The 24,053-nt window shown below is 71.8% G+C and carries 23 protein-coding genes; 7 read left to right on the plus strand and 16 right to left on the minus strand.

Annotation, left to right across the window (positions count from 1 at the left end; genetic code table 11):
- Positions 1-22: 22 nt before the first annotated feature.
- From JAP66_RS04005 to JAP66_RS04030, 6 genes are all read right to left on the minus strand, one after another.
- Positions 23-1,183 carry a glycosyltransferase family 4 protein gene (locus JAP66_RS04005; RefSeq protein WP_199430183.1) on the minus strand — a complete coding sequence of 387 codons (1,161 nt, stop codon included), beginning with the start codon at positions 1,181-1,183 and terminating at the stop codon, positions 23-25.
- A 74-nt stretch (positions 1,184-1,257) separates the two neighbouring features.
- Complete coding sequence (locus tag JAP66_RS04010; RefSeq protein ID WP_199430184.1) at positions 1,258-2,310, minus strand: NlpC/P60 family protein; 1,053 nt, start codon at positions 2,308-2,310, stop codon at positions 1,258-1,260.
- A 460-nt stretch (positions 2,311-2,770) separates the two neighbouring features.
- Entirely contained in the window at positions 2,771-3,013 is a 243-nt protein-coding gene (locus JAP66_RS04015) for a hypothetical protein (protein WP_372448937.1), read from the minus strand.
- Between the two features lie 74 nt (positions 3,014-3,087).
- A complete protein-coding gene (locus tag JAP66_RS04020; RefSeq protein ID WP_199430185.1) occupies positions 3,088-4,905 on the minus strand; it encodes a D-alanyl-D-alanine carboxypeptidase family protein in 1,818 nt (605 codons plus the stop codon).
- Between the two features lie 155 nt (positions 4,906-5,060).
- The gene (locus tag JAP66_RS04025) at positions 5,061-6,437 is read right to left on the minus strand and encodes an NYN domain-containing protein (protein WP_199430186.1); all 1,377 of its coding nucleotides are present in this window, start codon (positions 6,435-6,437) and stop codon (positions 5,061-5,063) included.
- A gap of 68 nt (positions 6,438-6,505) precedes the next feature.
- Positions 6,506-7,345 (minus strand): endonuclease/exonuclease/phosphatase family protein, encoded by an 840-nt coding sequence (locus tag JAP66_RS04030; RefSeq protein WP_235998749.1) that lies wholly within the window; start codon positions 7,343-7,345, stop codon positions 6,506-6,508.
- 125 nt (positions 7,346-7,470) lie between these two features.
- Between JAP66_RS04030 and JAP66_RS04035 the strand changes: the two genes are divergently transcribed.
- Together JAP66_RS04035 and JAP66_RS04040 are read left to right on the plus strand one after the other, a co-directional pair.
- Positions 7,471-9,174, plus strand: coding sequence for a DEDD exonuclease domain-containing protein (locus tag JAP66_RS04035; RefSeq protein ID WP_199430187.1), 1,704 nt, complete (start codon positions 7,471-7,473; stop codon positions 9,172-9,174).
- Positions 9,175-9,254: 80 nt separating this feature from the next.
- A complete protein-coding gene (locus JAP66_RS04040) occupies positions 9,255-9,539 on the plus strand; it encodes an Lrp/AsnC family transcriptional regulator (RefSeq protein ID WP_199430188.1) in 285 nt (94 codons plus the stop codon).
- Between the two features lie 79 nt (positions 9,540-9,618).
- On the opposite strand, the gene qcrB is transcribed toward JAP66_RS04040, so the two are convergent.
- Genes qcrB through ctaE form a run of 4 tightly spaced genes read right to left on the minus strand, consistent with a single transcriptional unit; the run spans position 9,619 to position 13,955 of the window.
- Positions 9,619-11,286, minus strand: a complete 1,668-nt coding sequence (gene qcrB / locus JAP66_RS04045; protein ID WP_199430189.1) for a cytochrome bc1 complex cytochrome b subunit — start codon at positions 11,284-11,286, stop codon at positions 9,619-9,621.
- The gene (gene qcrA / locus JAP66_RS04050; RefSeq protein ID WP_199430190.1) at positions 11,283-12,437 is read right to left on the minus strand and encodes a cytochrome bc1 complex Rieske iron-sulfur subunit; all 1,155 of its coding nucleotides are present in this window, start codon (positions 12,435-12,437) and stop codon (positions 11,283-11,285) included. The genes qcrB and qcrA overlap by 4 nt, the downstream gene beginning before the upstream one ends.
- 4 nt (positions 12,438-12,441) lie before the next feature.
- Positions 12,442-13,269, minus strand: a complete 828-nt coding sequence (qcrC, locus tag JAP66_RS04055; protein WP_199430191.1) for a cytochrome bc1 complex diheme cytochrome c subunit — start codon at positions 13,267-13,269, stop codon at positions 12,442-12,444.
- A 56-nt stretch (positions 13,270-13,325) separates the two neighbouring features.
- On the minus strand, positions 13,326-13,955 hold the full coding sequence (ctaE, locus tag JAP66_RS04060) for an aa3-type cytochrome oxidase subunit III (RefSeq protein WP_199430192.1): 630 nt from the start codon (positions 13,953-13,955) through the stop codon (positions 13,326-13,328).
- A gap of 65 nt (positions 13,956-14,020) precedes the next feature.
- On the opposite strand from ctaE, the gene JAP66_RS04065 reads away from it, so the two are divergent.
- The 3 genes from JAP66_RS04065 (at position 14,021) to trpD (ending at position 15,986) form a co-directional block, all read left to right on the plus strand.
- Entirely contained in the window at positions 14,021-14,455 is a 435-nt protein-coding gene (locus JAP66_RS04065) for a ribonuclease E inhibitor RraB (protein ID WP_372448938.1), read from the plus strand.
- 65 nt (positions 14,456-14,520) lie between these two features.
- Positions 14,521-14,931, plus strand: a complete 411-nt coding sequence (locus JAP66_RS04070) for a hypothetical protein (RefSeq protein WP_199430193.1) — start codon at positions 14,521-14,523, stop codon at positions 14,929-14,931.
- A gap of 2 nt (positions 14,932-14,933) precedes the next feature.
- Entirely contained in the window at positions 14,934-15,986 is a 1,053-nt protein-coding gene (gene trpD / locus JAP66_RS04075; protein WP_199430194.1) for an anthranilate phosphoribosyltransferase, read from the plus strand.
- Positions 15,987-16,018: 32 nt separating this feature from the next.
- Here the strand turns inward: trpD and JAP66_RS04080 are convergent, their stop codons facing one another.
- Positions 16,019-16,981: a GlxA family transcriptional regulator gene (locus JAP66_RS04080; protein WP_199430195.1), complete on the minus strand. Its 963-nt coding sequence runs from the start codon at positions 16,979-16,981 to the stop codon at positions 16,019-16,021.
- Positions 16,982-17,162: 181 nt separating this feature from the next.
- Here JAP66_RS04080 and JAP66_RS04085 point away from each other — a divergent pair, with 181 nt between their 5' ends.
- On the plus strand, positions 17,163-17,999 hold the full coding sequence (locus JAP66_RS04085; protein ID WP_199430605.1) for a DMT family transporter: 837 nt from the start codon (positions 17,163-17,165) through the stop codon (positions 17,997-17,999).
- On the opposite strand, the gene JAP66_RS04090 is transcribed toward JAP66_RS04085, so the two are convergent.
- Both JAP66_RS04090 and ctaC read right to left on the minus strand, forming a co-directional pair.
- A complete protein-coding gene (locus JAP66_RS04090) occupies positions 17,996-18,415 on the minus strand; it encodes a cytochrome c oxidase subunit 4 (RefSeq protein ID WP_199430196.1) in 420 nt (139 codons plus the stop codon). The two genes, JAP66_RS04085 and JAP66_RS04090, sit on opposite strands and share 4 nt — an antisense overlap.
- A gap of 68 nt (positions 18,416-18,483) precedes the next feature.
- On the minus strand, positions 18,484-19,431 hold the full coding sequence (gene ctaC, locus JAP66_RS04095) for an aa3-type cytochrome oxidase subunit II (RefSeq protein ID WP_199430197.1): 948 nt from the start codon (positions 19,429-19,431) through the stop codon (positions 18,484-18,486).
- A 168-nt stretch (positions 19,432-19,599) separates the two neighbouring features.
- Between ctaC and asnB the strand changes: the two genes are divergently transcribed.
- On the plus strand, positions 19,600-21,528 hold the full coding sequence (gene asnB, locus JAP66_RS04100; RefSeq protein ID WP_199430198.1) for an asparagine synthase (glutamine-hydrolyzing): 1,929 nt from the start codon (positions 19,600-19,602) through the stop codon (positions 21,526-21,528).
- Between the two features lie 9 nt (positions 21,529-21,537).
- Here the strand turns inward: asnB and JAP66_RS04105 are convergent, their stop codons facing one another.
- From JAP66_RS04105 to JAP66_RS04115, 3 genes are all read right to left on the minus strand, one after another.
- A complete protein-coding gene (locus JAP66_RS04105) occupies positions 21,538-21,990 on the minus strand; it encodes a CoA transferase (protein WP_199430606.1) in 453 nt (150 codons plus the stop codon).
- A gap of 37 nt (positions 21,991-22,027) precedes the next feature.
- Complete coding sequence (locus tag JAP66_RS04110; RefSeq protein ID WP_199430199.1) at positions 22,028-22,813, minus strand: IclR family transcriptional regulator; 786 nt, start codon at positions 22,811-22,813, stop codon at positions 22,028-22,030.
- Positions 22,814-22,963: 150 nt separating this feature from the next.
- Positions 22,964-23,953, minus strand: coding sequence for a carbohydrate kinase family protein (locus JAP66_RS04115; protein WP_199430200.1), 990 nt, complete (start codon positions 23,951-23,953; stop codon positions 22,964-22,966).
- Positions 23,954-24,053: the final 100 nt, after the last annotated feature.

Below are 24,053 nucleotides of genomic sequence, written 5' to 3' on the forward strand. Positions count from 1 at the left end.
TGCACACGAGTTCTAACTCGTGTCAGCACTCACGAGCGGGTACCGGGTCGCCGTTCAGCATCGCGGCGAGCCGGCGGCCGAGGATGTCCCAGCGCCAGTGCTCGCTGACCCACTGCCTGCCCGCCTCGCCCATCCGGTGCGCCCGGACGGGGTCGGCCAGCAGCGCGGCGAGGGTGTCCGTCAGCTGGCCGAGCCTGCGGCCGTCGACGACGTGCCCGGTGACCTCGTCCAGCACCGTCTCCGGCGCGCCACCGGAGTTCCCGGCGACCACGGGCAGTCCGGTCGCCGACGCCTCCAGGTAGACGATCCCGAGACCTTCGACGTCGAGACCCCCGCCCCGGGTCCGCGCCGGCATCGCGAACACGTCGCCCGCCGCGTAGTGCGCGGGCAGCTCCGGCCACGGCACCGAGCCGGTGAACACGACATGCTCGGCGACCCCGAGCTCGCGGGCGAGGGCCGTCAGCCGCTCGCGGTAGGGGCCACCGCCGACCAGGAGCAGCGTGACACCGGACACCCGCTCGCGGAGGCCGGGCAGGGCCCGCACCAGCATGTCCTGTCCCTTGCGCGGCACCAGCCGGGACACGCAGACCACCGTGGGCCGCTCACCGAGCCCGTGCCGCCGCCGGATCTCATCGCGCGCGCCCGCGTCCGGCCGGAACTGCTCGGGATCCACGCCGGACGGCAGGTGCTCCAGGCCCGCCATCGGCCCGAACGCCGACGCGAACCGGCTGCGCGTGTACTCGCTGACGTAGGTGATCACGTCGGCGCCGTCACCGATGCGCCGCAGCGCCTGGCGCGCCCCCGGCAGCATCGACCAGCCCACCTCGTGGCCGTGCGTGCACGCGAGCACCCGCTGCGCGCCCGCGTCCCGGAGCGCGCCGCCGAGCAGTGCGAGCGGGGCGGCCGCGCCGAACCACACCGCCTCGCAACCACGCGAGCGCAGCAGCTGCCTCGCCCGGCGCAGTACCGCGGGCGTGGGCAGCATGAGGGAGGTCGGGTGCCGCACCACCTCGAAGGGAGCCTCGGCATCGAACTCGTGGTGCGAGCCGGAGTCACGCTCCCACGACGGTGCATAGACAACCAGGTCGTCGGCGGGCACCTGGCCCGCCAGCGCGTGCAGATACGACTGGATACCGCCGGGGCGGGGCGGGAAGTCGTTGGTCACCAGAAGGGTGCGGCGCATGGCGCGAGACTATCGGGAGCCGGACACGCCACCGGGGCGGCTCCACGCTCGTGGAACCGCCCCGGTGGTCAGCGTCACGCGACGCGCCGCGCGCCGCTGAACTGGTCCTGCAGCGGCGAGACCTTGACGACGTCGCCCGAGGTCGGGGCGTGCACCATCTGGCCGTTGCCGATGTAGATGCCCACGTGCGACACCGGTGAGTAGAAGAACACCAGGTCGCCCGGTTGCAGCTGGCTGCGCGACACCGGCGTGCCGTGCGTGGACTGCGCGCTGCTCGTCCGCGGGATGCTGATCCCGGCCTGCGAGTACGCCCACTGCGTCAGGCCCGAGCAGTCGAACGAGCTCGGCCCGGTGGCACCCCAGGAATACGGGCTGCCGCGCTTGCCGAGCGCCGCGTTGATGGCGGTCTCGGCGGCCGGGCCGGGTGCCTGGATCTCACCGACCTCGGCGCCGATGTCCTGCTGCGCCGCCTGGTCCTCGTCGCTGAGCAGGCCCGCCTGCTCCTCCAACTCGGCGAGCTGGTCGTCCAGCGTGTCCTTGCGGGCCTCGATGTCGGACTTGAGCCGGGCCGCGGCGTCCTTGGCGTCCTGGGCCCGCCGCTGCGCGTCGGCCGCCTGCTGCTCGGCCGAGGCCGCCTGGGCGACCGCGTCGGAGAGCTTGCTCAGTGCGGCGTTCTTGTCGGTGGCGAGGACGTCCAGCGCCGAGGAGCGTTCGAGGAAGTCCTGCGCAGAGTTACCCGTGAGCAGCGCGGAAAGCTTGTTCAGCTGCGCTCCGCTGGTGAACGACGCGCCGGCGAACTTGTCCACCTCGGCGCGGTAGCGCTCCTCGGCCTGCTTGGCCTGACGCTGGCTCCGCTGCGCGTCCTTGAGCTCCGAGTTGGCCGACTCGAGTTCGCCCTGCTTGGCGGCCAGGTCTTCCTTCGCCTGCAGGTACTCCTGGTTCAGCTTCTCGGCCTGCCCGGCCAGCTCGCGGTACTTGCTGAGCGCGTCGGAGGAGCTGCTCGGGGGTTGTTGGGGGGCGGGGATGGGGGATGCGGCGACTGGTGACTGGGTGAAGGTGACGGCCGCGATCACGGCGGACGCCGCCAACGCTCCGGACACCACGCGCTTCACTGGATGCGACTGCACGTCGCGCGTGTCTCCTTTGCCTCTCGGCCGCCTACCGGTCGCCGTCCGCGGGAGGTCGGGGGCCCTCCGCGCGAATGCCGGCCGGGTCGACACAACACCCGTTCCGGCCAGACGGCGCTTCCCGCTGCCCCAGGCACAGAAGTACCGCAGGTACTCCCGCGTTGCTGCCTGATGTTGCGCAGTGGGTCCGGCACAGCTCCCCGACAAAGCTGTCTCGGCGGCAACCCCGCGTCGCCGACCCTGGTGGAACGACTGCCTGACGCGAGGTCTCGGCAAGGTTACGAAAGAGCCGCCGCCCCGTCCACCGGCGCCACGCCATAAATCGGTCACCGTGCGCCGAGCCACCTTTGGACCAGCGACTAATCGCAGGGTGTGACTCGTCTAACAATGGAGGGCCGAATACACGGCTACCGTTCACCTGATCGGATGGACCGCTCGCCGCACGCCGTTTGCGTCGTCGTCACCCTGCGCATCGCCGCGGTCGCTCCGGAGACGGCTCTCCGGCAGCCGCCGGGACCAGCCGCAGCCGCGGAACCATGCCCGCGTCGGCGAGCGCGTTGACCGCACGCTGCTCGTCGCCGTCCCATTCCACGGCGGGCGGCGCACCCAGCAGCACGCTCACCACGCAGTCGCCGCAGGCATCGCCACGGACCTCACAGCGGTCGCAGTCGATGATCAGCGTGTCCTCGTCGATGTGCTCCACGGTTCGCTCCTCGCCACGTCATCGGCATCTGGACCGAACGCTAGGTACTCCCACCGACATTTTCCGGCCGGCTGTCACGCCTGGCCGGTGAACTCCCAGTGCCACGGCTCCTCGCGGCCCTGCCCCTGCCGCGCCCAGCCCGGGTTCACCCAGCCGAACCTGGGGGCGTTGGCCGCGAGCCAGCCGTACTCCGGCGTGCCGAAGGACTGCACCCCACCGCACATGTCGAGGGCCAGACCCCAGCCGTGGTTGCTGGTGCCCGGCACGGCGGCCAGCGCCGGTTTCCGGCGGTACAGATCGACCTGCGCGTCGAACGGGCGGTAGGAGTCGGTGACGCACAGCGGCCTGCCGAAGGAGTCCGCGAACGCCTGCGAGAGCGCCCCGAACATCTGCGCGGCGTCACAGCGCAGGACATGCGAGCCGACACCGATCGGGCACAGTGCCGCGGTGGGGATCAGACCGTTCGGGTAGCCACCCCACGCACCGGCCGCCTGCCCGGCACCGGCCGCGTTCCCGGCACCGGATCGCCGCGGCACCTCGACGCCGCCGCACCGCCACGTCAACTCGCCGTCCGCACGCCGCGGAACGTCCGCGACGTCCCCGGCGGGGCGCGGGCCGAGGGCCGGGCGTACGACACCGAGCACGCTCTCGCCCGCGGGCATGTCGGCCACCACGACACCGGCGAGGCGGGCATCCGCGGCCAGCATGCTGCGGTCGTCCAGCACGATGCCGACCGACTGCACGCCGTACTTCGCAGGACCGACGAACACCAGGTCACCTGGCTGGGCGTCGGCGGAGGGGACCGGCCTGCCGGTGGCCAGCTGCCGGGCGGCGGTCGCGGGCAGGTCGAGACCGGCCCCGCCGAACACCGACCGCACCAGGCCGTCACAGGAGTAGGCCACGGGACCCGTGCCGCCGCCGTGCGGGACGTACGGACTGCCGAGCGCCTCCACCGCCGCCGACACCGCGTCGATCGTCTCCGCGGGCAGCACGAGCAGCCGCTCGCCGTCCACCGTCGCCTGCGCCACGCCGGCCTGGTCGCCACCGTCGGCGCCGGGCAGCGGCGCGAGCCCGGCGGGCAACCGCTCCGGGTCCCGCAACGCCGCCGCGGGCGGTGGCGTGATCCCGGCCGCGGCCAGCCTGCCGGTGTAGTCGTCCCAGTTGGCGGCGGTGGTGGCGTTGCGGTCGCGCTGCGCCCGCTGTTGCGCGACCACGGCGGCGTTCGCGGCCTCGATCGGGTCGCGCAACTCGGCGGAGACGGCGTCGGCCCGGTTGGTGGCGTCCTCGCTGAACCGGTCGAGCCGCGCCTTTTGCTCGGTGGCCGCCCGCTCGACCTCCCCGGCGGTGCGCTCCGCCGCTCGCGCGTCCCGCTGCCGCCGCAGGGCGCCGGTAAGCCGCTCGTCCTGCGCCGCCCGCAACCGGTTGATCATCGAGGTTCCGTCGAGCAGGTCCTTCGAGCTGGCCGCGGTCACCAGCAACTGGAACTCGTCCGGCCGGCCCATCGCGGTGAACACCGACCGGGAGAACTCGTCGACCTCCTCCTGCTGCGCCGCCACGGCGGCGTCCGCGGCCCGCCGCTCCGCCCTGGCGCGTTCCAGGTCCGCGGTCGCCGCGGCGAGCGCACCCTGTGCCGTCTCGATCCTGGCGCTCAGCTCACCGAGCTCGCGCTGCACCTGCCCGGCCGTGCGCTGCAGCGCCGCGACCGCGGGGTCGGCGAACGCCTCACCCGGCCGCGGATCGGGCACGACGGCGCCTGGCGCGACACCCGCCTCGACCCGGAGGTCACCCGGGTCAGCGGGAACAGTCGGCGGGGTGTCCTGAGCCCGCGCGGCCGGCGCCACGAGAAGGGAACCCGCCAGCAACATCGGCGCCAGCACACCGGCGATCCGCATCCGCACCTCCACGCTGGCCGACTCGTCGGTAACAACGACGGACCGGCCCGTTCGTGACGCACCGAACGGGTGACCTCTCGTGAGTGCGCACGCGAGTTAGAACACTGTTACGCACTCACGACCTGGTTCGTTCCGGCAGGGTCGGGGACAGGCTGTCAGACCCGGCCGAGCCGGGTGAGCAGCACAGCGGAGGCCACGGCGTGTGCGCCCGCGGCGAGCACCGAATCGGCGACGGCCCGGTCCGAGGTGGCGACGACGACGGCCCGGCCACCGGGTTCGGCGGCGACGAGCGATCTGATCACGTCGTCGGCCTGCACTCCCGGATCCGAGAACAGCACCCGGACGCCACGGGGCGCCGCCGCGGGCACGGAGGTCACCGCGGCCCCGTCGAACACCACCGTGACCTCGGCGCCGGTGCGCGCACCCAGCGCCGAGAGCTGCCCGACGAGGCGCTCGCGCTGGTCGGCGAGCGTCAGCTCGGGGTAACCGGTCTTGCTGACGTTGTAGCCGTCGACGACGAGATGCGTGCCGGGCAAGGTGAGCAGCCGGTCGAGCGCCGCGGCGTCGGGCACCCGGCCGCCCCCCGCCGCGCCCGTGCTCGCCCCGCGCACGGTGTCGGCGGGCCGGCGCCGCGTCTGGGCGGCGCTGCCGACGGACAGCTCGCGCCGCAGCCCGTCGACCGCGCCGCCCAGCGTGTCGAGCAGCAGGGCGAGCCGGACCTCGTCGGCCTCACGCGCCTCCCGCGCCGACTGCCGGGCGATCGCGGCGTCGGCCGCCGCCCGCTCGGCCCGTGCGCGCTCGGCCGCGGCCCGCTGGCGTTCACGGTCGAGCTGGGCGGTGACCGACTCCAGCTCCGCACCCTTCTCGGCACCCGCACGGTCCGCCTCGGCCCTTGCCCGCTCGGCCTCGTCCCTCGCCTGGCGCAGCACGACGCCCTGCTCGCGCAGCCTGCCGCGCAGCCGGTCGAGCTCCGCCTCACGTTCCCCGCGGGCCCGTTCGGCCGCGCCGCGCGCCTCGTCCAGTTCCTCCCGCAACCGGGCGACCTCGTTCTCCAGCCGCCGCGCCCTCGCCACCGCCGCGTCCCGCTCCGCCCGCAACACGGTCTCCTCGGCCGCCTTGGCGACCAGCCGCACCCGCGTGGAGGCACTCGACTCGCCCAGCAGCACGGCCGCGGCCGCGGCGGCGACGGAGTCGGGCGCGTTCGGGTCCAGCGCATCCTGGCGGTGCTCCCGCAGCCATTCGAGCACCGCCGTGCGGAAGCGGGCAGAGTCCCGCAGGCCGGTGAGCAGCGCCCCGGCGCCGAGCCGGGCTCGTTTGGCAGGCGCGAACCGCGCCACGGGTCGTAGCTGGCGCGGTACGTCGTCCGGGGATAGCTTGCCGAGCGCCGAAGCCGCCAGCTCGGCGACGCGCTCCCGCACCGGCTCGGGCAGGGCGAGCCAGTCGAACGGCTCGCCGGTGTCCCCGGGCTCGCCTCCTGCGCCCGGCCCGGACGGCTCGTCCTCGGGCCGGTCCGGGTGCGCGGACGGCAACATCCGTCAAGCTTAGGTTCCACTGGGTGAACGCGCGCCCCGCGGGCGGCGAAGACCGCCTTCCGGTGCCGTCAGCGGCCGCCGCGCACCAGCAGGCGGCTGACGAGCGGCAGGTGGTCGGAGGCCACCGGATCGGTCCGGAGGACCCGGCTCCACAGTGGCCGCACCGACGAGCCGGTGAACACGTAGTCGATCCGGCGGTCCGGGTCCTCGGCCGGGTACGTGGCTCCGCCGCTCCCGTCATCCTGGCCGGACACCGGCCAGGCGTCGGTGAGCTCCGCGCCGATCGTCCTGATCTCGGGCGCGCCGGGGATCGCGTTCAGGTCGCCGAGCAGCACGGCTGTGCCGGTGCCGCCGACGAGGTCCACGATCTCCCGCGCCTGCTCGGCACGGTCGAGCGCCGAGCTCGCGGCCAGGTGGGTGTCGTAGACGTGCACGGGCACGCCGTGCACGTTGAGCTCCGCGTGCAGCAGGCCACGCTGTTCCTGGTCCGGCGAGCGGAACAGGTACGTGTTCCGGGACTCGACTATCGGGTGCCGCGAGAGGATCGCGGTGCCGTACTGGATCCGCGGCCTGCCAGGAGCGGGCGGGTCGCGATCGATGTTGGCCCCGAACACCACGTGGAATCCCAGCCGCCGCGCCAGCTCGGTCGCCTGGTCGGCCCAGTCGCTGCGCCCGGAGAAGTGCCGGTCGACCTCCTGCAGGCCGACCACGTCGGCGCGGGAGGCCCGGATCACCCGCGCGATCCGGCCGAGATCCAGCACGCCGTCGGTACCCGCGGCGTGATGGATGTTGTACGACAGCGCGGTCAGCACCCGGTGCGTGGCCGCCCCCGCCGGCGCGGCGGTGATGGCGAGCGCGCACACCACCGCGAGTACGAGCGCCAACACCCGGCGCGACATCCGCGACATGACCAGCCTCCGACCTCGGTCCGTGTACGTGTCCCGGCGATCATCGCGGCAGGAAGCACCGCGCGGGCGACGCACCGGTGAACCGCGGGCGAAGATTGTCGGTGGGCCTACCTAGGGTGCCGATCATGACTTCGGCGTCGCAGCTCGCCTTCGACGAACTGGGCACTCCCTTACGTGACACCACTTTCGTGATCGTGGACCTGGAAACCACCGGCGGCGGGCCCGGCACGGACGGCATCACCGAGATCGGCGCGGTGAAGGTGCGCGGAGGCGAGATACTCGGCGAGTTCGGCACGCTGGTCGACCCCGGAGCGCCGATCCCGCCGCAGATCGTGGAGCTCACCGGGATCACCACGGCGATGGTCTCCTCGGCACCGCCCGTGGAGCGGGTGCTGCCCGCGTTCCTGGAGTTCGCCTCCGGCGCCGTGCTCGTCGCGCACAACGCCGGCTTCGACACCGGCCACCTGCGCGCGGCGTGCCGGGCGCACGGCTACGCCTGGCCACGCACGGCCGTCGTGTGCACGCTGCGACTCGCGCGCCGGGTACTGACGCGGCAGGACACACCGAGCTTCAAGCTCTCCGCGCTCGCGGCGCTGTTCGGGGCTCGGACGGCGCCGACCCACCGCGCGCTGGACGATGCGCGGGCGACGGTGGACGTGCTGCACGCCCTGCTGGAGCGGGTCGGTTCGGTGGGCGTGCACTCGCTCGAGGAACTGCTGGACTACCTCCCCGACGTGACACCGGAACAGCGGCGCAAACGCGGCATGGTGGCGCACCTGCCGGAACGTCCGGGCGTCTACCTGTTCCGCGGCCCGCGCGAGGAGGTGCTCTACGTGGGCACGGCACGCAACCTGCGGCGGCGGGCGCGCCAGTACTTCACCAGCTCGGAGAACCGGGGCCGGATGCGGGAGATGGTGGCGCTCGCGGACCGCGTGGACGGCATCGAGTGCGCCCACCCGCTCGAGGCCGAGGTTCGGGAGCTGCGCCTGCTCGCCGCGCACCGGCCCACCTACAACCGCCGTTCCAAGAACCCGCGCAAGCAGTGGTGGGTGGTGCTCACCGATGAGGCGTTTCCCCGGCTGTCCGTGGTGCGCGTGCCGAGGGACGGCGCGCTGGGGCCGTTCCGGTCGCAGGCGGCGGCGAAGCTGGCCGCCGACACGCTGTCCGGCGCCACGGGGTTGCGCACCTGCACCCAGCGGATCCCGGCCTCCGGTGCCGACGGCACGCCGTGCGTCCTCGCGGAGCTGGGACGCTGCGGGGCGCCGTGTGCGGGCAGGCAGGCCGTGGCCGAGTACTCACCCGCCGTGCGGCAGGTCGCCGGGCTGGTCGCAGGCCACGACGACTCGGCCCTGCGGGCAGCGCGGCGCCATCTGGACGAGCTGGCGCTGGCGCAGCATTTCGAGCAGGCCGCGCGGCGGCGCGACGAGCTGGCGGTGCTGGTGCGGGCGGTCGACCGGGGACACCGGATGTCCGCGCTGGCCGCGATTCCGGAGCTGGTGGCGGCGGCACCGGACGGTTCGGGGGGATGGGAGTTCGCCGTCACCAGGCACGGCAGGCTCGCCTCGGCCGGGGTGGCCCGTCGTGGCGTGCCACCGATGCCGGTGGTCGAGGCGCTGGTGGCGTCGGCCGAGACGGTCGCGCCGGGCACCGGGCCGCTGTACGGCGCGAACGCCGAGGAGGTCGGCGTGCTGCTGCGCTGGCTGGTGCGGCCCGGCGTGCGCCTGGTCCGCACCGCGGTGCCCTGGGCTGAGCCCGCGCGCGGGGCGGGCGGCTGGCGCCCGTGGCTCGACCGGGCCGCGACGGCGACGGCGCTGGAGAACCTGAGCTGAGTGAGCGCGGCGGCGGAACGCGACCGGGGCCCGGGATACGATCGCCGGGCCACACAGAACTCTTCCGAGGAGGCCACCCGGTGATCACCGCGATCGTGCTGATTCACGCCGCTGCGGACACCATCCCCGAGACCGCACAGGCGATCGCGGACATCGAAGGAGTGTCCGAGGTGTACTCGTGCGCCGGAGACGTCGACCTCATCGCGATCATCCGGGTCTCCGCTCACGAGGAGCTGGCGGACCTGATCCCGGGCAGGATCGGCAGGGTGCCCGGCGTTCTCGACACCGACACCCACATCGCGTTCCGTTCCTACTCCAGCGCCGACACCGAGACGGCCTTCGCCATCGGCGTCGACGGCGACTGAGCACGGGCGCCACAGCGCCCGACGCGGAGCGGGCGCCGTCACCCCGGGGTGACGGCGCCCGCTCGGCGGTCGGCGCGACTCAGGTCTCGCGAGTGGGACCCGCGGCGGCCTCCTCCGGCTGCGGGGCCTCCAGCTCGCCGCCCGAGTAGTCCGGCTGGTCGGCACCGGCACGCTCCAGCGCGGCGGTCTCCTCCGCCGGGTCCGGCGAGATGAGCGAACCGGGTACGGGCTTGCCCGCGGAGCCCAGCTTGTTCATCTTCTTCGGCACCGGAGCGCCCTGGTACTCCAGCGCCACCGGGTGGCCGTGCTCGTCCACCGGGCCCAGCGGCTGGTGGATCTCGATGAACTCACCGTGCGGGAGCCGCTTGATGATGCCGGTCTCCACCCCGTGCTCCAGCACCTCGCGGTCGGCCCGCTGCAGGCCGAGGCAGATGCGGTAGGTGATGAAGTACGCCAGTGGCGGCGCCAGCAGCACCAAGATCCTCCCCGCCCACACGGTCGCGTTCAGCGAGATGTCGAACGCGTAGGCGATGATGTCGTTGAAGCCGGACGCCTCGATGACCATGAAGAACGTCAGGGCCATCACGCCGAGGCTCGTGCGTACCGGCGCGTCCCGCGGCCGCTGCAGCAGGTTGTGGTGCGCTGTGTCCTTCGACAGCTTGCGCTCGACCATCGGATAGATGATCAGCGCCGTGAACAGCACACCCATCCCGATCGCGCCGGCGAAGAACACCGGCGGCACCGTGTAGTTGCCCAGATAGAGCTCCCACGCGGGCCAGATCCGCAGGATGCCGTCCGCCCAGGCCAGATACCAGTCCGGTTGCGAGCCCGCCGACACCATCGACGGGATGTACGGGCCGAGGTTCCACACCGCGTTGATCTGGAACAACCCGGACATCAGGGCGATCACACCGGTGACCAGCGCGAAGAACGCACCGCCCTTGAGCGCGAACACCGGCATGATCCGGACGCCGACGACGTTGGTCTCCTTGCGCCGCACGCCGGGGAACTGGGTGTGCTTCTGGTACCAGACCAGCGCGAGGTGCACGGCGATGAGCGCCAGCATGATGCCCGGAATGATCAGGATGTGCAGGGTGTACATGCGCGGCACGATCAGCGTGCCGGGGAACTCCCCGCCGAAGAGCGCCCAGTGCGCCCAGGTCCCGATCACCGGCACGGAGAGCGTGATGCCGGACAGCGTGGCCCGGATACCGGTACCGGAGAGCAGGTCGTCCGGCAGCGAGTAGCCGAAGAAGCCCTCGAACATGCCCAGGATCAGCAGCAGCGCGCCGATGACCCAGTTGGCCTCACGCGGCCTGCGGAACGCTCCGGTGAAGAAGATCCGGAACATGTGGACCATCATCGCGGCCACGAAGATCAGCGCCGCCCAGTGGTGCACCTGCCGCACGAAGAGCCCGCCACGGACCTCGAAGGAGATCTCCAGCGTGCTCTCGAACGCCCGCGACATCTCGACGCCGGCGAGGTTCTGGTACGGCCCGGTGTAGACGACCTCCTCCATGGAGGGGTCGAAGAAGAAGGTCAGGTACACCCCGGACAGGATCAGGATGATGAAGCTGTAGAGCGCGATCTCGCCGAGCAGGAACGACCAGTGCGTGGGGAACACCTTGTTGAGCTGGTGCCGCATGCCCTTCGCGAGGACGTAGCGCGAGTCGGCGTTCTCCGCGGCCTCGGCGGCCTGCTTCTCCAGCGCGCCGGATCCCCTGGTCGGCGTCGTAAGTGAACTCATGAGCTGCGCTCCCAGTAACCCGGACCGACCGGCTCGATGAAATCGTGCCGTGCAATCAAGTACCCGTCAGTGTGCACCGTGATCGGCAGCTGCGCGAGAGCACGGGTGGCCGGCCCGAACACAGGCTTGGCGTACTGCAGTGCGTCGAACTGCGACTGGTGACACGGGCAGAGGATGCGGTTGGTCCGCTGCTCGTACAGCGAGGTCGGGCATCCGACATGGCTGCAGACCTTCGTGTAGGCGTAGTAGTCGCCGTAGTTGAAGTCCTCCTGGCCCTTGCGCTTGACCACGCGGTCGGCGTCGCCGGGACGCAGGCGGATCAGCATCACCGGGTTGTCGGCGCGGCGCAGCGCGTGCGAGAGGGCCTCGTGGTCCCCGCGCTCGGACTCGCGGAACGGGAACACCGTCTCCATGCCGCCCGCGTCCAGGTCCTCGGGCCGCACCAGCGAGACCTCCTCCGGCCGGCCGGTGTTGCGGCGCAGGTACACCACCTCGCCCGGGAACTGCTTCGTCCAGCCGGTGTGCTTGAGCGACTCCTTGGTGTTGGCCTCGGCCCACGGGTTCTTGATGAACGAGGCCAGCGGCAGCGCGACCGCGCCGAGCCCGAGCACACCCGCGCTGAGCCCCGCACTGCGCTTGATCAACGAGCGGCGCGCGATGGTGCTGCGGCTGCCCGCGTCGGAGAGCTGAGCGAGGATCGTCTTGCGATCGACCTCGGCGGAGCCCTTGCCCATGTTGTCGCTGCGCTGCTGGACCGCCAGCTCGTCCGGGATGAACCGCTTGGTGTAGAGCAGGGCGCCTGCCGCGAGCGCGAGGATCGAGACGCCCATGGTCACGCCGAGCACCGGAGTGTAGAGGCTGTACCAGGAGAAGCCTTCGTCCCCGACCGACCGCTCGTACTCCCACGGCCACCAGATCAGCGCAGCGACGAAGGCCAGCCCGGCCAGCGCGGAGATGGTGAACGACAGCGCCACCGCACGCTCGGCGCGCTTCTCCGCCCTGGTTCCCGCGACCGGCCATGGCTGGGGGTAGTTGACGATCTCGACACCGTCGAGGTTCGTGCCCAGCTTGACGAGCTGGTCCCGGTCCATCGCCTCGAGCTCCGCCTCGCTGGGCGGCGGCGTAGCTCCTGGCTCGTTACCGCTACTCATGTGCCTATGCCCTCGATCCAATCCACAACGTCACGCCGATCAAGGCGCCGATCCCCACGACCCACGCGATGACGCCCTCGGAGGCCGGTCCCAGCCCGCCGAGCGGGTTACCGCCAGGAGCGTTGCTGCCCTCCGACACCGACTTGACGAACGCGATGATGTCTTCCTTCTCGTCCGGGGTGAGCTGCCGGTCGGAGAACTTCGGCATATTCTGCGGCCCGGTGAGCATCGCGGTGTAGATCTGCTCCTCGTTGGCCGGCTCCAGGTGCGGGGCGAACTTGCCGGAGGACAGCGCGCCACCCTGGCCGGTGAAGTTGTGGCAGGACGCACAGTTCAGCCGGAACAGCTCGCCGCCGCGTGCCGGGTTGGAGCCCTGCAGCGCCTCGCCGCTCTCGGCGGGCCGCTCCGGGCCGCCGCCGTGCGCCTGGACGTAGGCGCTCAGCGCGTCGATCTCCTCGGGTGTCAGCTTCACGGGCTTGCGCTGCGCCTGTGCCTCCTGGCGCACCATCGGCATGCGGCCGGTGGAGGTCTGGAAGTACACCGCGGCCTCGCCGATGCCGATCAGGCTCGGCCCCCGGTCCTCGACACCCTGCAGGTTCGAGCCGTGACAGCTGATGCACGTGTTGTTGTAGATCTCCGCGCCCTTGCGCAGCAGCGCGGGATCGGTCTGCGCCTGCGCGGTCTGCGGTTCCGGCGCGAACACGGCGTACAGGGCGCCTGCGCTCAGCAGCGCGAGACCGAGCGTGAGCAGGCCGGCGACGCGCCTGCGGAACTTCGATCGGCGCGTGGCCCGCCGCGTCGATGCGGTGGCGGCGTTCTTGCTGGTGGTCATCTTTATCGGCAACCCTTGCTGTCAGTCCGGCCGACGGTGGCAGGCGGTAATGGACATCACGGAATGATGTAGATCACCGCGAACAGGCCGATCCACACGATGTCGACGAAGTGCCAGTAGTAGGAGACGACGATCGCCGACGTCGCCTGCGCGGGAGTGAACTTGCTCAGCCTCGTTCGCATCAGCAGGTAGACGAACGCGACGAGGCCACCGATCACGTGCAGCCCGTGGAACCCGGTGGTCAGGTAGAAGACGGTGCCGTAGGCACCCGAGGGAATGGTCACACCCTCGTCGATCAGGTTCAGGTACTCGTAACCCTGGCCGCCGACGAAGATCGTCCCCATCAGCAGGGTGATCAGGTACCACCGGCGCAACCCGTAGACGTCGCCCCGCTCGGCGGCGAACACGCCGAACTGGCAGGTGAACGAGGACGCCACCAGGATGATCGTGAACGGCAGCGCGTACGGGACGTTCAGGTGGATCAGTTCGCCGGTGGCGGGGTTGACCGGCGGCCAGTGGCCCGTGTCGTTCTGCGCCTTGACCGTGAAGAACATGGCGAACAGCCCAGCGAAGAACATGAGCTCGCTGGACAACCACACGATCGTGCCGACGCTGACCATGTTCGGCCGGTTCAGCGAGTGCACCCGCTGGCTGATGGTGGGAGCTGCCGTTGTCACGAGTCGCATTATGTCCTCTCCGGGACGGGCACCGCAGATCGGGTCCTACGGTGAGTCGTTGAAGGAGTGATGACGTGCGGGAGCGGCGGCAGGGCGGCTGGCTCGGTCGGCTCCGCCGGCTCCGGGAGCGGCTCGGCCGTCCTTCCGTGCCGGCGCTGGAGGTCGACGATCCGGCGCTGGCCGTCGTCGCCGGGTCGTTCGCCGTCGGGGAGGCCGACTCCGCCGCCCTCGCCAGGGCGGGTGACTGGGTACCCGAACGGCCGGCCGTACTGAGGCACCACCTGCTGCTGCCCGCCGAGCGCGTGCCCGAGGCGGCCACCCTGCTCGCGCAGGACGGCTGGGACCTGCGCGAGGTCTCCCACGAGGCCGGGCGGGTGCGGCTGCACGCACTGCGGGTCCAGCGGCTCGACGCGCTCGCCTGCGCGCGGGAGCGAGCACGGATGGCCGGTCTCGCGCAGCGCCTCGGCGGCGACGCGGAGGGCTGGGATGCGCTGCAACCCCCTGGGTAGGCGAGGGGGTTGCCGGATAGCATCAAGACATCCACGACCACCGAGGGCCCGGAGGACGCGTCACCATGACCGAGCAGGCGATGAGGATCCTGGTTTTCAGCCACCGGCCCGAGGTACGCGAGTCGATCATCAACGCCGTCGGCCGCAGGCCGGCCACCGACATCGGCAAGGTCGACTATGTCGAGACCGCCGGTGTCGGCGAGGTGCTCACCGAGATGGACTCGGGTGAGATCGATCTCGCCATTTTCGACGGCGAGGCCCAGCCGACCGGGGGCATGGGACTCGCCCGGCAGCTCAAGAACGAGATCGACGACTGCCCGCCGATCGTGGTGGCGGTGCGGCGCAAGGACGACCGCTGGCTGGCGACCTGGTCGCAGGCGGACGCGGTGCTGGTGCACCCGCTGGACCCGCTGACCGCCGCCGGCACCGTCGCGGACGTGCTGCGCACGCGGCGCGTGCCCGTCGTCGGCGGGTGAGCATGGCCGAAAACAGCGCCGACAGGGCCGCACTCACCTGGCCTGCCCTGCTGCACCGGCTCGTCGACGGCACCGACCTCTCCGAGGCGGACACCGCCTGGGCGATGGACCAGGTCATGTCGGGCGAGGCCACGCCGGCGCAGATCGCCGGGTTCGCCGTCGCGTTGCGCGCGAAGGGCGAGACGGCCGCCGAGATCGCCGGCATGGCGGAGGCGATGCTCACCCACGCCCGCCGGGTCGACCTCGGCGAGCTGCGGGCGGTCGACATCGTCGGTACCGGCGGCGACCGGTCCGGCTCGGTGAACATCTCCACGATGACGGCGGTGGTCGTCGCGGCGGCCGGGGTACCGGTGGTCAAGCACGGCAACCGGGCGGCCTCCTCCAGGTCCGGCGCCGCCGACGTGCTCGAAGCCCTCGGCGTGGCGATCGATCTCCAACCCGATGGCGTGCAGCGGTCCGTCCGCGAGCTCGGGATCGGGTTCTGCTTCGCACCGGTGTTCCATCCCGGCTTCCGCCACGCGGGCGCCCCGCGCCGGGAGCTCGGCGTGCCGACGACGTTCAACCTGCTCGGACCGCTGACCAACCCGGCGCAGCCGGGCGCGGGACTGGTCGGCTGCGCCTATCCGGACAAGATGCGGGTGCTCGCCGAGGTGTTCGCCCGGCGGGGTGCCAGCGTGCTGCTCGTCCGCGGCGACGACGGGCTCGACGAGATCACCACCACGACGACGAGCTCGGCCTGGGTCGTGTCTGGTGGCGAGATCCGCCAGGAGCGCATCGACCCGGCCGCGCTGGACGTGCCGCGCGGGACCGCCGAGGGCCTGCGTGGCGGTGACGCGGCCACCAACGCCGAGGTGCTGCGGGAGCTGGTGCACGGGAAGCCGGGTGCCGTGCGCGACGCCGTGCTGCTCAACGCCGCGGGCGCACTCGCGGCGTTCAACGGCTTCTCCGCCGACCTCACGGCCGACCTCGGCGCCGGGCTCCGGTCGGCCACCGACGCCATCGACTCCGGTGCCGCCGCCGACCTGCTGGCCCGCTGGTCCCGTTTCACCTCGTGAGTGCCTACCCGAGTTAGAACTCGCGCAGGCACTCACGAGCCGGTGAAGGTCTTCCGGTACTCACTGGGCGACGTGCCGCGCAGGCGCTTGAACTGGTGCCGCAGCGCGGCCGCCGACGAGTAGCCGCACGCCAGCGCGATGTCCTCGACCGGGTACCGGCCCTCCTCCAGCAGCCCCTGCGCGCGGTCCAGCCGCCGCTCGGTGAGCCACCGGTGCGGGGTCGTGCCGGTGGCCGTGGCGAACCGGCGCAGGAACGTCCGCTCCCCCAGCCCCGCGCGGCGGGCGAGTTCGGCGACGCCGACGGGCTGGTCGAGCCTGCGCTCGATCCACTCGAGCACCTCGGCGACCACGGCGTCGTCCGGTGCGCCGGTGGCGGGCACGGGCGCCTCCACGAACTGCGCCTGCCCGCCGGCGCGATGGGGAGAGGTGACCATGCGCCGCGCGAGCGCGGTCGCCGCCGCCACGCCACGCAGCCTGCGCACGAGATGCAGGCACAGGTCCACGGCGGCGACCGTGCCCGCGCTGGTGAACACGCCGTCGTCCTCGGTGTAGAGCGCCTGCGCATCGACCCGGGCTGCCGGGAAGCGGCGGCCGAACTCGTTCTCGTACACCCAGTGCACGGTGCACCGCCTGCCGTCGAGCAGGCCCGCGTAGCCGAGCGAGAACACTCCGGCGCAGAATCCGGCCACCCAGGCACCCCGCTCCGCCGCCGCCCTCAGCACGTCGAGCACCGGCGCGGGTGGCGGAGCGCTGCGCGGCGCACACGTCGGCACCACCAGCAGGTCGGCGGCCGCGGCCACATCGAGTGTGGACAGCCCGCCCAGCTCGAACCCCGACCAGCTCCGCACCGGCGCGCCGCCGGGCGAGCACACTGCGAAGTCCCACCCGGCCATACCGTCGGCGGCGCGGTCGGTGCCGAAGACCTCGCACGCCACGCCGAGCTCGAACGGCGACACCGCCTCCGCAACCACGACCGCGACCCGATCCACCCGCATGACGGGCAGTCTGTCACAAGTTTTGCGGTCGGCGTCACTTCTGCCACTCGCCGGTCCGGCGCCGCGACCGGAGGCTGTGCTCATGACGAAGCTCACGGCGAAGACGATCGGGACGCAGGCGGCGGGCGGCGCACCCGGGGTCCCTGGCGATCGGAGCGCGCTCACCAAGTGGGCGGCGGCGATGGCACTGTCGGGAACGATCGGGGCGGTCGTGCTGGAGAGCGGGGCACAGGCACCCGCCGTGGCGTTCGCCCGCTGCCTCGTCGGCGGGCTGCTGCTCCTGGTGTGGTGTGCCGCGCGCGGCTGGCTGCGCCCGGGCAGGCTCGCGCTGAGCAGGCGAGACGTCGGCCTGGCCGCGCTCGGTGGCGTGCTGCTGGTGGGCAACTGGGTACTGCTGTTCACCGCGTACACGCTCTCGTCGATCTCGGTGAGCACCGTCGTCTACCACACGCAGCCGCTGCTGCTGGTCGGCCTGGCCGCCGTGCTGCTCGGCGAGACCGTGACCCGCGGGCATCTCGTACGTGCCGTGGTGGCGTTCGGTGGCGTGGCGCTGATCTCACTGGGCGCGCAGGGGGCGGGCGGAGAGCCGGTGCGCCTTGGCGGCATCGCGCTCGCGCTGGGCGCCGCCGTGCTCTACGCGGGCGCGTCACTGGTCGCGAAGCGGCTCTCGCACGTCCGGCCGCACCTGCTCGCGGCCACCCAGCTGACGATCGGCGCCGTGCTGCTCGCACCCGTGCTGGCGGTCACGCCGCTGCCCGCCTCGGCCGGCGGGCTGCTGTGGTTGCTGCTGCTGGGCGGCGTGCACACGGCGCTGCTGTACGTGCTCATGTACGGCAGCATCGGCAGGCTGCCCACCGGCACGGTGGCGCTGCTGTCGTACCTGTACCCGGTGGTGGCGGTGATCGTCGACGTTCTCGCCTACGGGCACCGGCTGACCGTGCCGGAACTCGCCGGGATGCTCGCCGTGCTGGCCGCCGCGATGAGCCCGGCGGCGCTCCGCGCGAAGCGGAGCACCTAGTGGTGCTCCTGGCCCGTGTGGTACTCGAAGACGAGCCCGCCGATGGCGATGAGCAGCGCGACGATGGCCATGATGAGCAGCCAGACCTGGAAGAACGCGAGCGCGACACCGGCGATGGCGGCCGCGGCGGCGAGGGCGACCGGCCAGTAGCTACCGGGGCTGAAGAAGCCGAGCTCGCCGGCGCCGTCGCTGATCTCGGCTTCCTCGGTGTCCTCCGGCCGCGGCTCGATGCGCCGCGCGATGAAGCGGAAGTAGCTGCCGACCAGCAGCGCCAGGCCACCGGTGAGGATCAGCGCCACGGTGCCGATCGGCTCGACGCCGTCCTCGGTCATGTAGGCGGTCATCACCCCGTAGACCGCGGCCACGAGAAAGGCAAAGACCGTGACGATGTCGAAAATCCGGGCTTCGACCTTCATGGACCTGTCCTCACAATGTCACTGCCTCACTGGATTCACTCAGTCGCCTTGGCCGGCGGATGGGCGGTTCAGCCGGACGCGGTGCGCAGCCTGCGGTCGGTGGCGAACGGCTCCGTGGTCACCGCGGTCGGGCTGCACAGCTCGCCGCAGCCCTCGTCCTGCATGGCGCCCAGTGCCTCGGCGGCGGTGTTCGGCCTGCCGGTCGCAGGGTTGATCTGCCTGCGCAGGTCCAGGTACCGGTCGTACCTGTCCGGCGAGAGGGCACGCACCTCGAAGTTCATCATCGCGTGGTAGGTGCCGCACAGCTCGGCGCAGCGGCCGACGAACGAGCCCTCACGATCGATGGTGTTCTGGAACACGTTGTCCTGGTTGTTCTTCTCCGGGTACGGCATGACGTCCCGCTTGAAGTTGAACTCCGGGACCCAGAACGAGTGGATCACGTCGGTCGAGCGGAGGTTGTACTGGACGACGCGGTCGGTGGGGAGCACTAGCAGCGGAACCTCCGTGGAGCTGCCGACCGTGCTCACCGGCTCACCGTCGGGGGCAGGCGCTTCCTCCGGGTACTGGAACTCCCAGTTCCACTGGAACGCGGTCACGTCGACGGTGACGTCCGGGTCGTCCTTCTTGTCGAGGATCGAGCTCTCGGTGGTGGCGGTGAAGAAGAACAGGACGCAGACCATGATCACCGGCACCACCACGGTGAACAGTTCCAGCGGAACGTTGTACTGGAACTGGCGCGGCAGCGGCTCGGTCTCGTGCTTCTTCTTCCGGTGGAACGCGACGGTCCAGAAGATCAGGCCCCAGACGATGACACCGACCACCAGCGCCGCGATGACGGACCACGTCCAGAGCAGGCGCATGCTTTCCGCTTCCGGCGTGACGCCTTCCGGCCAGCCGAACCGCAGAACTTCCTCGCCCGAGCAACCGGTCGCCGTGACGGCGACGAGCCCGGCGAGCGCGGCAACCTTCGCGGCCCTGGCGGGCCGGGTTGCCCGGGTGCGCTTTGCAACGCCCACTGCGCGATGCCTCCTCGCCCGATCTTCCTGACAGCCGGGAGCCTAGCCGAGTTGCCCCGCTTCGCTGTCCAAGGGGTGCGTCGCGACCCAGCGCCCCGGCGCCGGTTCCGGGACCGGCATACTTGCCCCTTCGAACGGCGGCGACGAGCAAAAGGTGTGTGAAGACGCGTGTGCGGCCTGCTTGGACTGGTCTGTGCCAGCGAGAACGACGCGGCGAAGGCCCGGGACGCGGTCGGCCGGGCGCTGCGCTGCCAGCGGCACCGCGGCCCCGACGAGACCGATACCTGGGCCGACGGTGAGGTGGTCTACGGCTTCAACCGGCTCGCCATCATCGACGTCGAGCACTCGCACCAGCCGCTGACCTGGGGTCCCCCGGAGAACCCGCGGCGCTACACGATCAACTTCAACGGCGAGATCTACAACTATCTCGAGCTGCGCGAGGAGCTGGCCGCCGAGCACGGTGCGACGTTCGCCACAGAAGGCGACACGGAGGCGATCGTCGCGGCCTACCACCACCTCGGCCCGGCCGCGGTGGGCCGGCTGCGGGGCATGTTCGCGTTCCTGATCTGGGACTCCGAGCGCAAGGTCGTCTTCGGGGCACGTGACCCGTTCGGGATCAAGCCGCTGTTCTGCTCGGCCGGGCCGGGCGGAGTGGCCTTCGCCAGTGAGAAGAAGAGCCTGCTGGAGCTCTCGGCGACCCTCGACGTGGCCGAGGAGCTGGACCGCACGGCGCTGCAGCACTACCTGGTGATGCAGTACGTGCCGGAGCCGGAGACGCTGCACGCCGGGATCCGCCGGATCGAGTCGGGTACGTCGTTCACCGTGGCGCCGGGCGGGGACGTGAAGACCGAGCGGTACTTCTCCCCCGAGTTCCACGCGCGGCCGGTGTCGGGTCCCGCGCAGGTCGCGTCGCTGCACGAGGAGATCGCCGAGGTCATGCGCGACTCGGTGGCCAAGCACATGCGCGCGGACGTCACCGTGGGGGCGTTCCTCTCCGGCGGCATCGACTCGACGGCGATCGCCGCGCTGGCCAAGGAGCACAACCCGAACCTGATCACGTTCACCACCGGGTTCGAGCGGGAGGGCTACTCCGAGGTCGACGTCGCCGCCGAGTCGGCGGCCGCGATCGGGGTGAAGCACGTGGTGCGCACCGTGTCTCCCGACGAGATGATGGACGTCCTCCCGCTGATCGTGTGGTATCTCGACGATCCGGTGGCCGACCCGGCGCTCGTACCGCTGTGGTTCATCGCCAGGGAGGCCCGCAGGCACGTGAAGGTGGTGCTGTCCGGCGAGGGCGCGGACGAGCTGTTCGGCGGGTACACGATCTACCGCGAACCGCTGTCGCTGGCGCCGTTCGAGAAGGTGCCCGGTGCGGTGCGGAAGCTGCTCGGCAGCCTGTCGGCCCGGATCCCCGAGGGCACGCGTGGCAAGGACCTGCTGCGCCGCGGGGCGCTGTCGCTGGAGGAGCGCTACTACGGCAACGCCCGGATCTTCCGGGACGACCAGCTGCGGGGCGTGCTGCGGACGTTCACCGAGGGCGTCGGGCACCGGGACATCACCGAGGCCTGCTACCGCGCCTCGGCGGCGTGGGACCCGGTGGCGCGGATGCAGCATGTCGACCTGTTCACGTGGCTGCGCGGTGACATCCTCGTCAAGGCCGACAAGATGACGATGGCGAACTCGCTGGAGTTGCGGGTGCCGTTCCTCGACCCGGAGGTGTTCCGCATCGCGTCGGGCATCCCGCTCGACCAGAAGATCACGCGCGAGACCACCAAGTTCGCGCTGCGCCGCGCGCTGGACGGCATCGTGCCCGCGCACGTGCTCAACCGGCGCAAGCTGGGCTTCCCGGTGCCGATCCGGCTGTGGCTGCGCGACGAGATGTACGACTGGGCCCGGGGCATCATCGCCGACTCGCAGACCGGCGACCTGCTCGACAAGCGGGCCGTGCAGGCGCTGCTCGACGAGCACCGGGACGGCACGATCGACCACAGCAGGCGCCTGTGGGCACTGCTGCTGTTCATGCTGTGGCACGGCATCTTCGTGGAGCACCGCATCAAGCCCGACATCCCGGAGCCGCAGTACCCCGTCAAGCTCTGACCCGGTCGGTCAGGCGCCGACGCCGCTCTCGCGCAGTGCGGCGATCTCGCCGGTGCCGAGGCCCAACAGGCCGCACAGCACCTCGTCGGTGTGGGCTCCGAGGTCGGGACCGAGCCACCGGGTCGCGCCCGGCCTCCGGGACAGCGACGGCACCACCCCGGGGAAGGCGACCTCCCGCCCGTCCACCCGGTGCCGCCGCACCATGCCGCGTGCCGCGTAGTGCGGGTCCGCCACGATGTCGGCCGCGGTGGCGATCGGCCCGGCCGGCACCGAGTGCTCCGCCATCCGGGCCAGCACGTCGGCCACCGGCCGGGCCGACGTCCACGCCGCGATCGCGCCGTCGAGCTCGTCCTGCCGCCGCACGCGCGCCGCGTTCCCGGCGAGCTCCGGGTCGGCGGCGAGGTCCGGGCGCCCGACGGCCCGCAGCAGCCGGGGAAAGATCGCGTCGCCGTTCCCGCCGATCCTGTGGACCGTGCTGGACCGGGCATGGGTCGGCCTCCTAACCGGCGGTGCTGTTCTGGTCGTGCCCGAGACCGGCGGAGAGCCGCCGCGCGGCTGCGGCGACGGCGCCGGCCCAGCGCACGCGCTTGTCCTCGGTGAAGCGCTGCTGCGGGACGCCGATGCCGATGGCCGCGGCCAGCCTGCCGGCGTGGTCGTAGATCGGCGCGCTGATCGACGCGGTACCCGAGTCGCGCTCCGCGACGCTCTCGGCCCAGCCGCGGTCGCGGATCGCGGCGCAGTGCCTGCGCAGCCGGGCGGGGTCGGTGATGGTGGCCGGTGTCCAGGCGGGCAGCGGGGCGGCCAGTGCCAGTTCACGGGCCTGCTCGCCGAAGGCGAGGAACACCTTGCCCGCCGACCCGGCGTGCAGCGGCATCACCTGGCCGAGGCTCACCAGCCGCACCACCTCGTGCCGGGTCTCGGCGAGCGCGACCAGCACGCGCTGCAGGCCCTGGCGGACGAACAGGACGGCGGTCTCGCCGGTCTGGTCACGCAGCAGGTTCAGTTCCGGCTGCGCCCGCTCCGCGAGGCGGGAGTCCACACGCCGGGTGTGCGCCCAGCGCAGCACCCGGAGGCCGACGACGTAGCGACCGTCGTCGACGTCGAGGAATCCCTCGGCGGCCAGGTTCTGCAGCAGCCGGATCGTGGTGCTCGTCGGCAGGCCGGTGGCCTGCTGCACCTGGCGGGAGGTCAGGCCGGCCGGATCACCGGCCACGGCGTCCATGACGCGCCGCAGCTTGCCCAGCACGAGGATGGGCTGGCTCGGCGGCCGGACGTCGTTGCCCACGCTGATCTCTCCACAATGTGGAAACGTGTTCCGTAATGTGGCCAGCACTGTAAGCCGAATGTGACCCGGACAACAACCGTCATCCCAGTGAGTGAGATCCTTTCCGGCCGCCGTCGCGGTATGTGATCGCTGCGGCCAGGGGGCCGGGCGTCAGGCGGGCAGCACGGCCCCAGCCTCCTCGGCGGCCTCGGCCCCGAAGGCGCCAGCCAGCCGTTCGAGCGCGTTCTCCCGCTCGAACGTCCATTCCTGGGGGCCGATCGTCTCCAGTACGAGCACCGCGACGAGCGAGCCGAGCTGGGCGGCACGCTCGACGCTCAGCCCGTAGTGCAGGCCGGCGAGGAAACCGGCCCGGAAGCCGTCGCCGACGCCCGTCGGGTCCGCCTTCGTGGTCTCGGGAACCGCGGCGACGTGCAGTGCCGGGCCGTCGGCGCGGACGATCTCCACGCCCTTGTCGCCCAGCGTGGTCACGCGGGTGCCGACCCTCTCCAGCACCTCGGCCTCCGACCAGCCGGCCTTCTGCAGCAGCAGCTCCCATTCGTAGCCGTTGCTGAACAGGTACGACGCGCCTGCCACGAACTCCCGCGCCTGCGCGCCGTCCATGCGGGCCAGCTGCTGGGACGGGTCGGCGGCGAAGGTGTAGCCGAGCTGCCTGCACTCCTCGGCATGCCGCAGCATGGCGTCCGGGTCGTCCGGGCTGATCAGGACCAGGCCGAGACCCCCGGTCCGCGCCGCGATCGGGGCGAGCTCGATGTTGCGGGCCTCGGCCATCGCACCGGCGTAGAACGTCGCGATCTGGCACAGGTCGTCGTCCGTCGTGCACACGAACCGCGCGGTGTGCGCGACCTCGGAGACGTGCACACCCGAGGTGTCGACACCGTGCCGTTGCAGCCACGAACGGTAGTCGGCGAAGTCGTCACCGACGGCACCCACCAGTACCGGGGAGACGCCGAGCACGCCGAGGCCGAAGGCGACGTTGGCGCCGATGCCGCCCCGGCGCACCACCAGGTCATCGGCGAGGAAGCTCAGCGAGATGCGGTGCAGCTGCTCGGCGACGAGCTGCTCCGCGAACCGGCCGGGAAAGTGCATCAGGTGATCGGTCGCGATGCTGCCGCACACGGCGATTCGTCCGTTGGCTGCCACCGGGGCTCCTGTTCGTGTCCTGACCCGGTCGGGTGGTCCAGCCGGTCACCACGAGACTACCGAGCGGTAAGACTGTCGGACACGGACGAAGGCCCCTACT

Source organism: Qaidamihabitans albus (assembly GCF_016464705.1).
GTDB lineage: Bacteria > Actinomycetota > Actinomycetes > Mycobacteriales > Pseudonocardiaceae > Qaidamihabitans > Qaidamihabitans albus.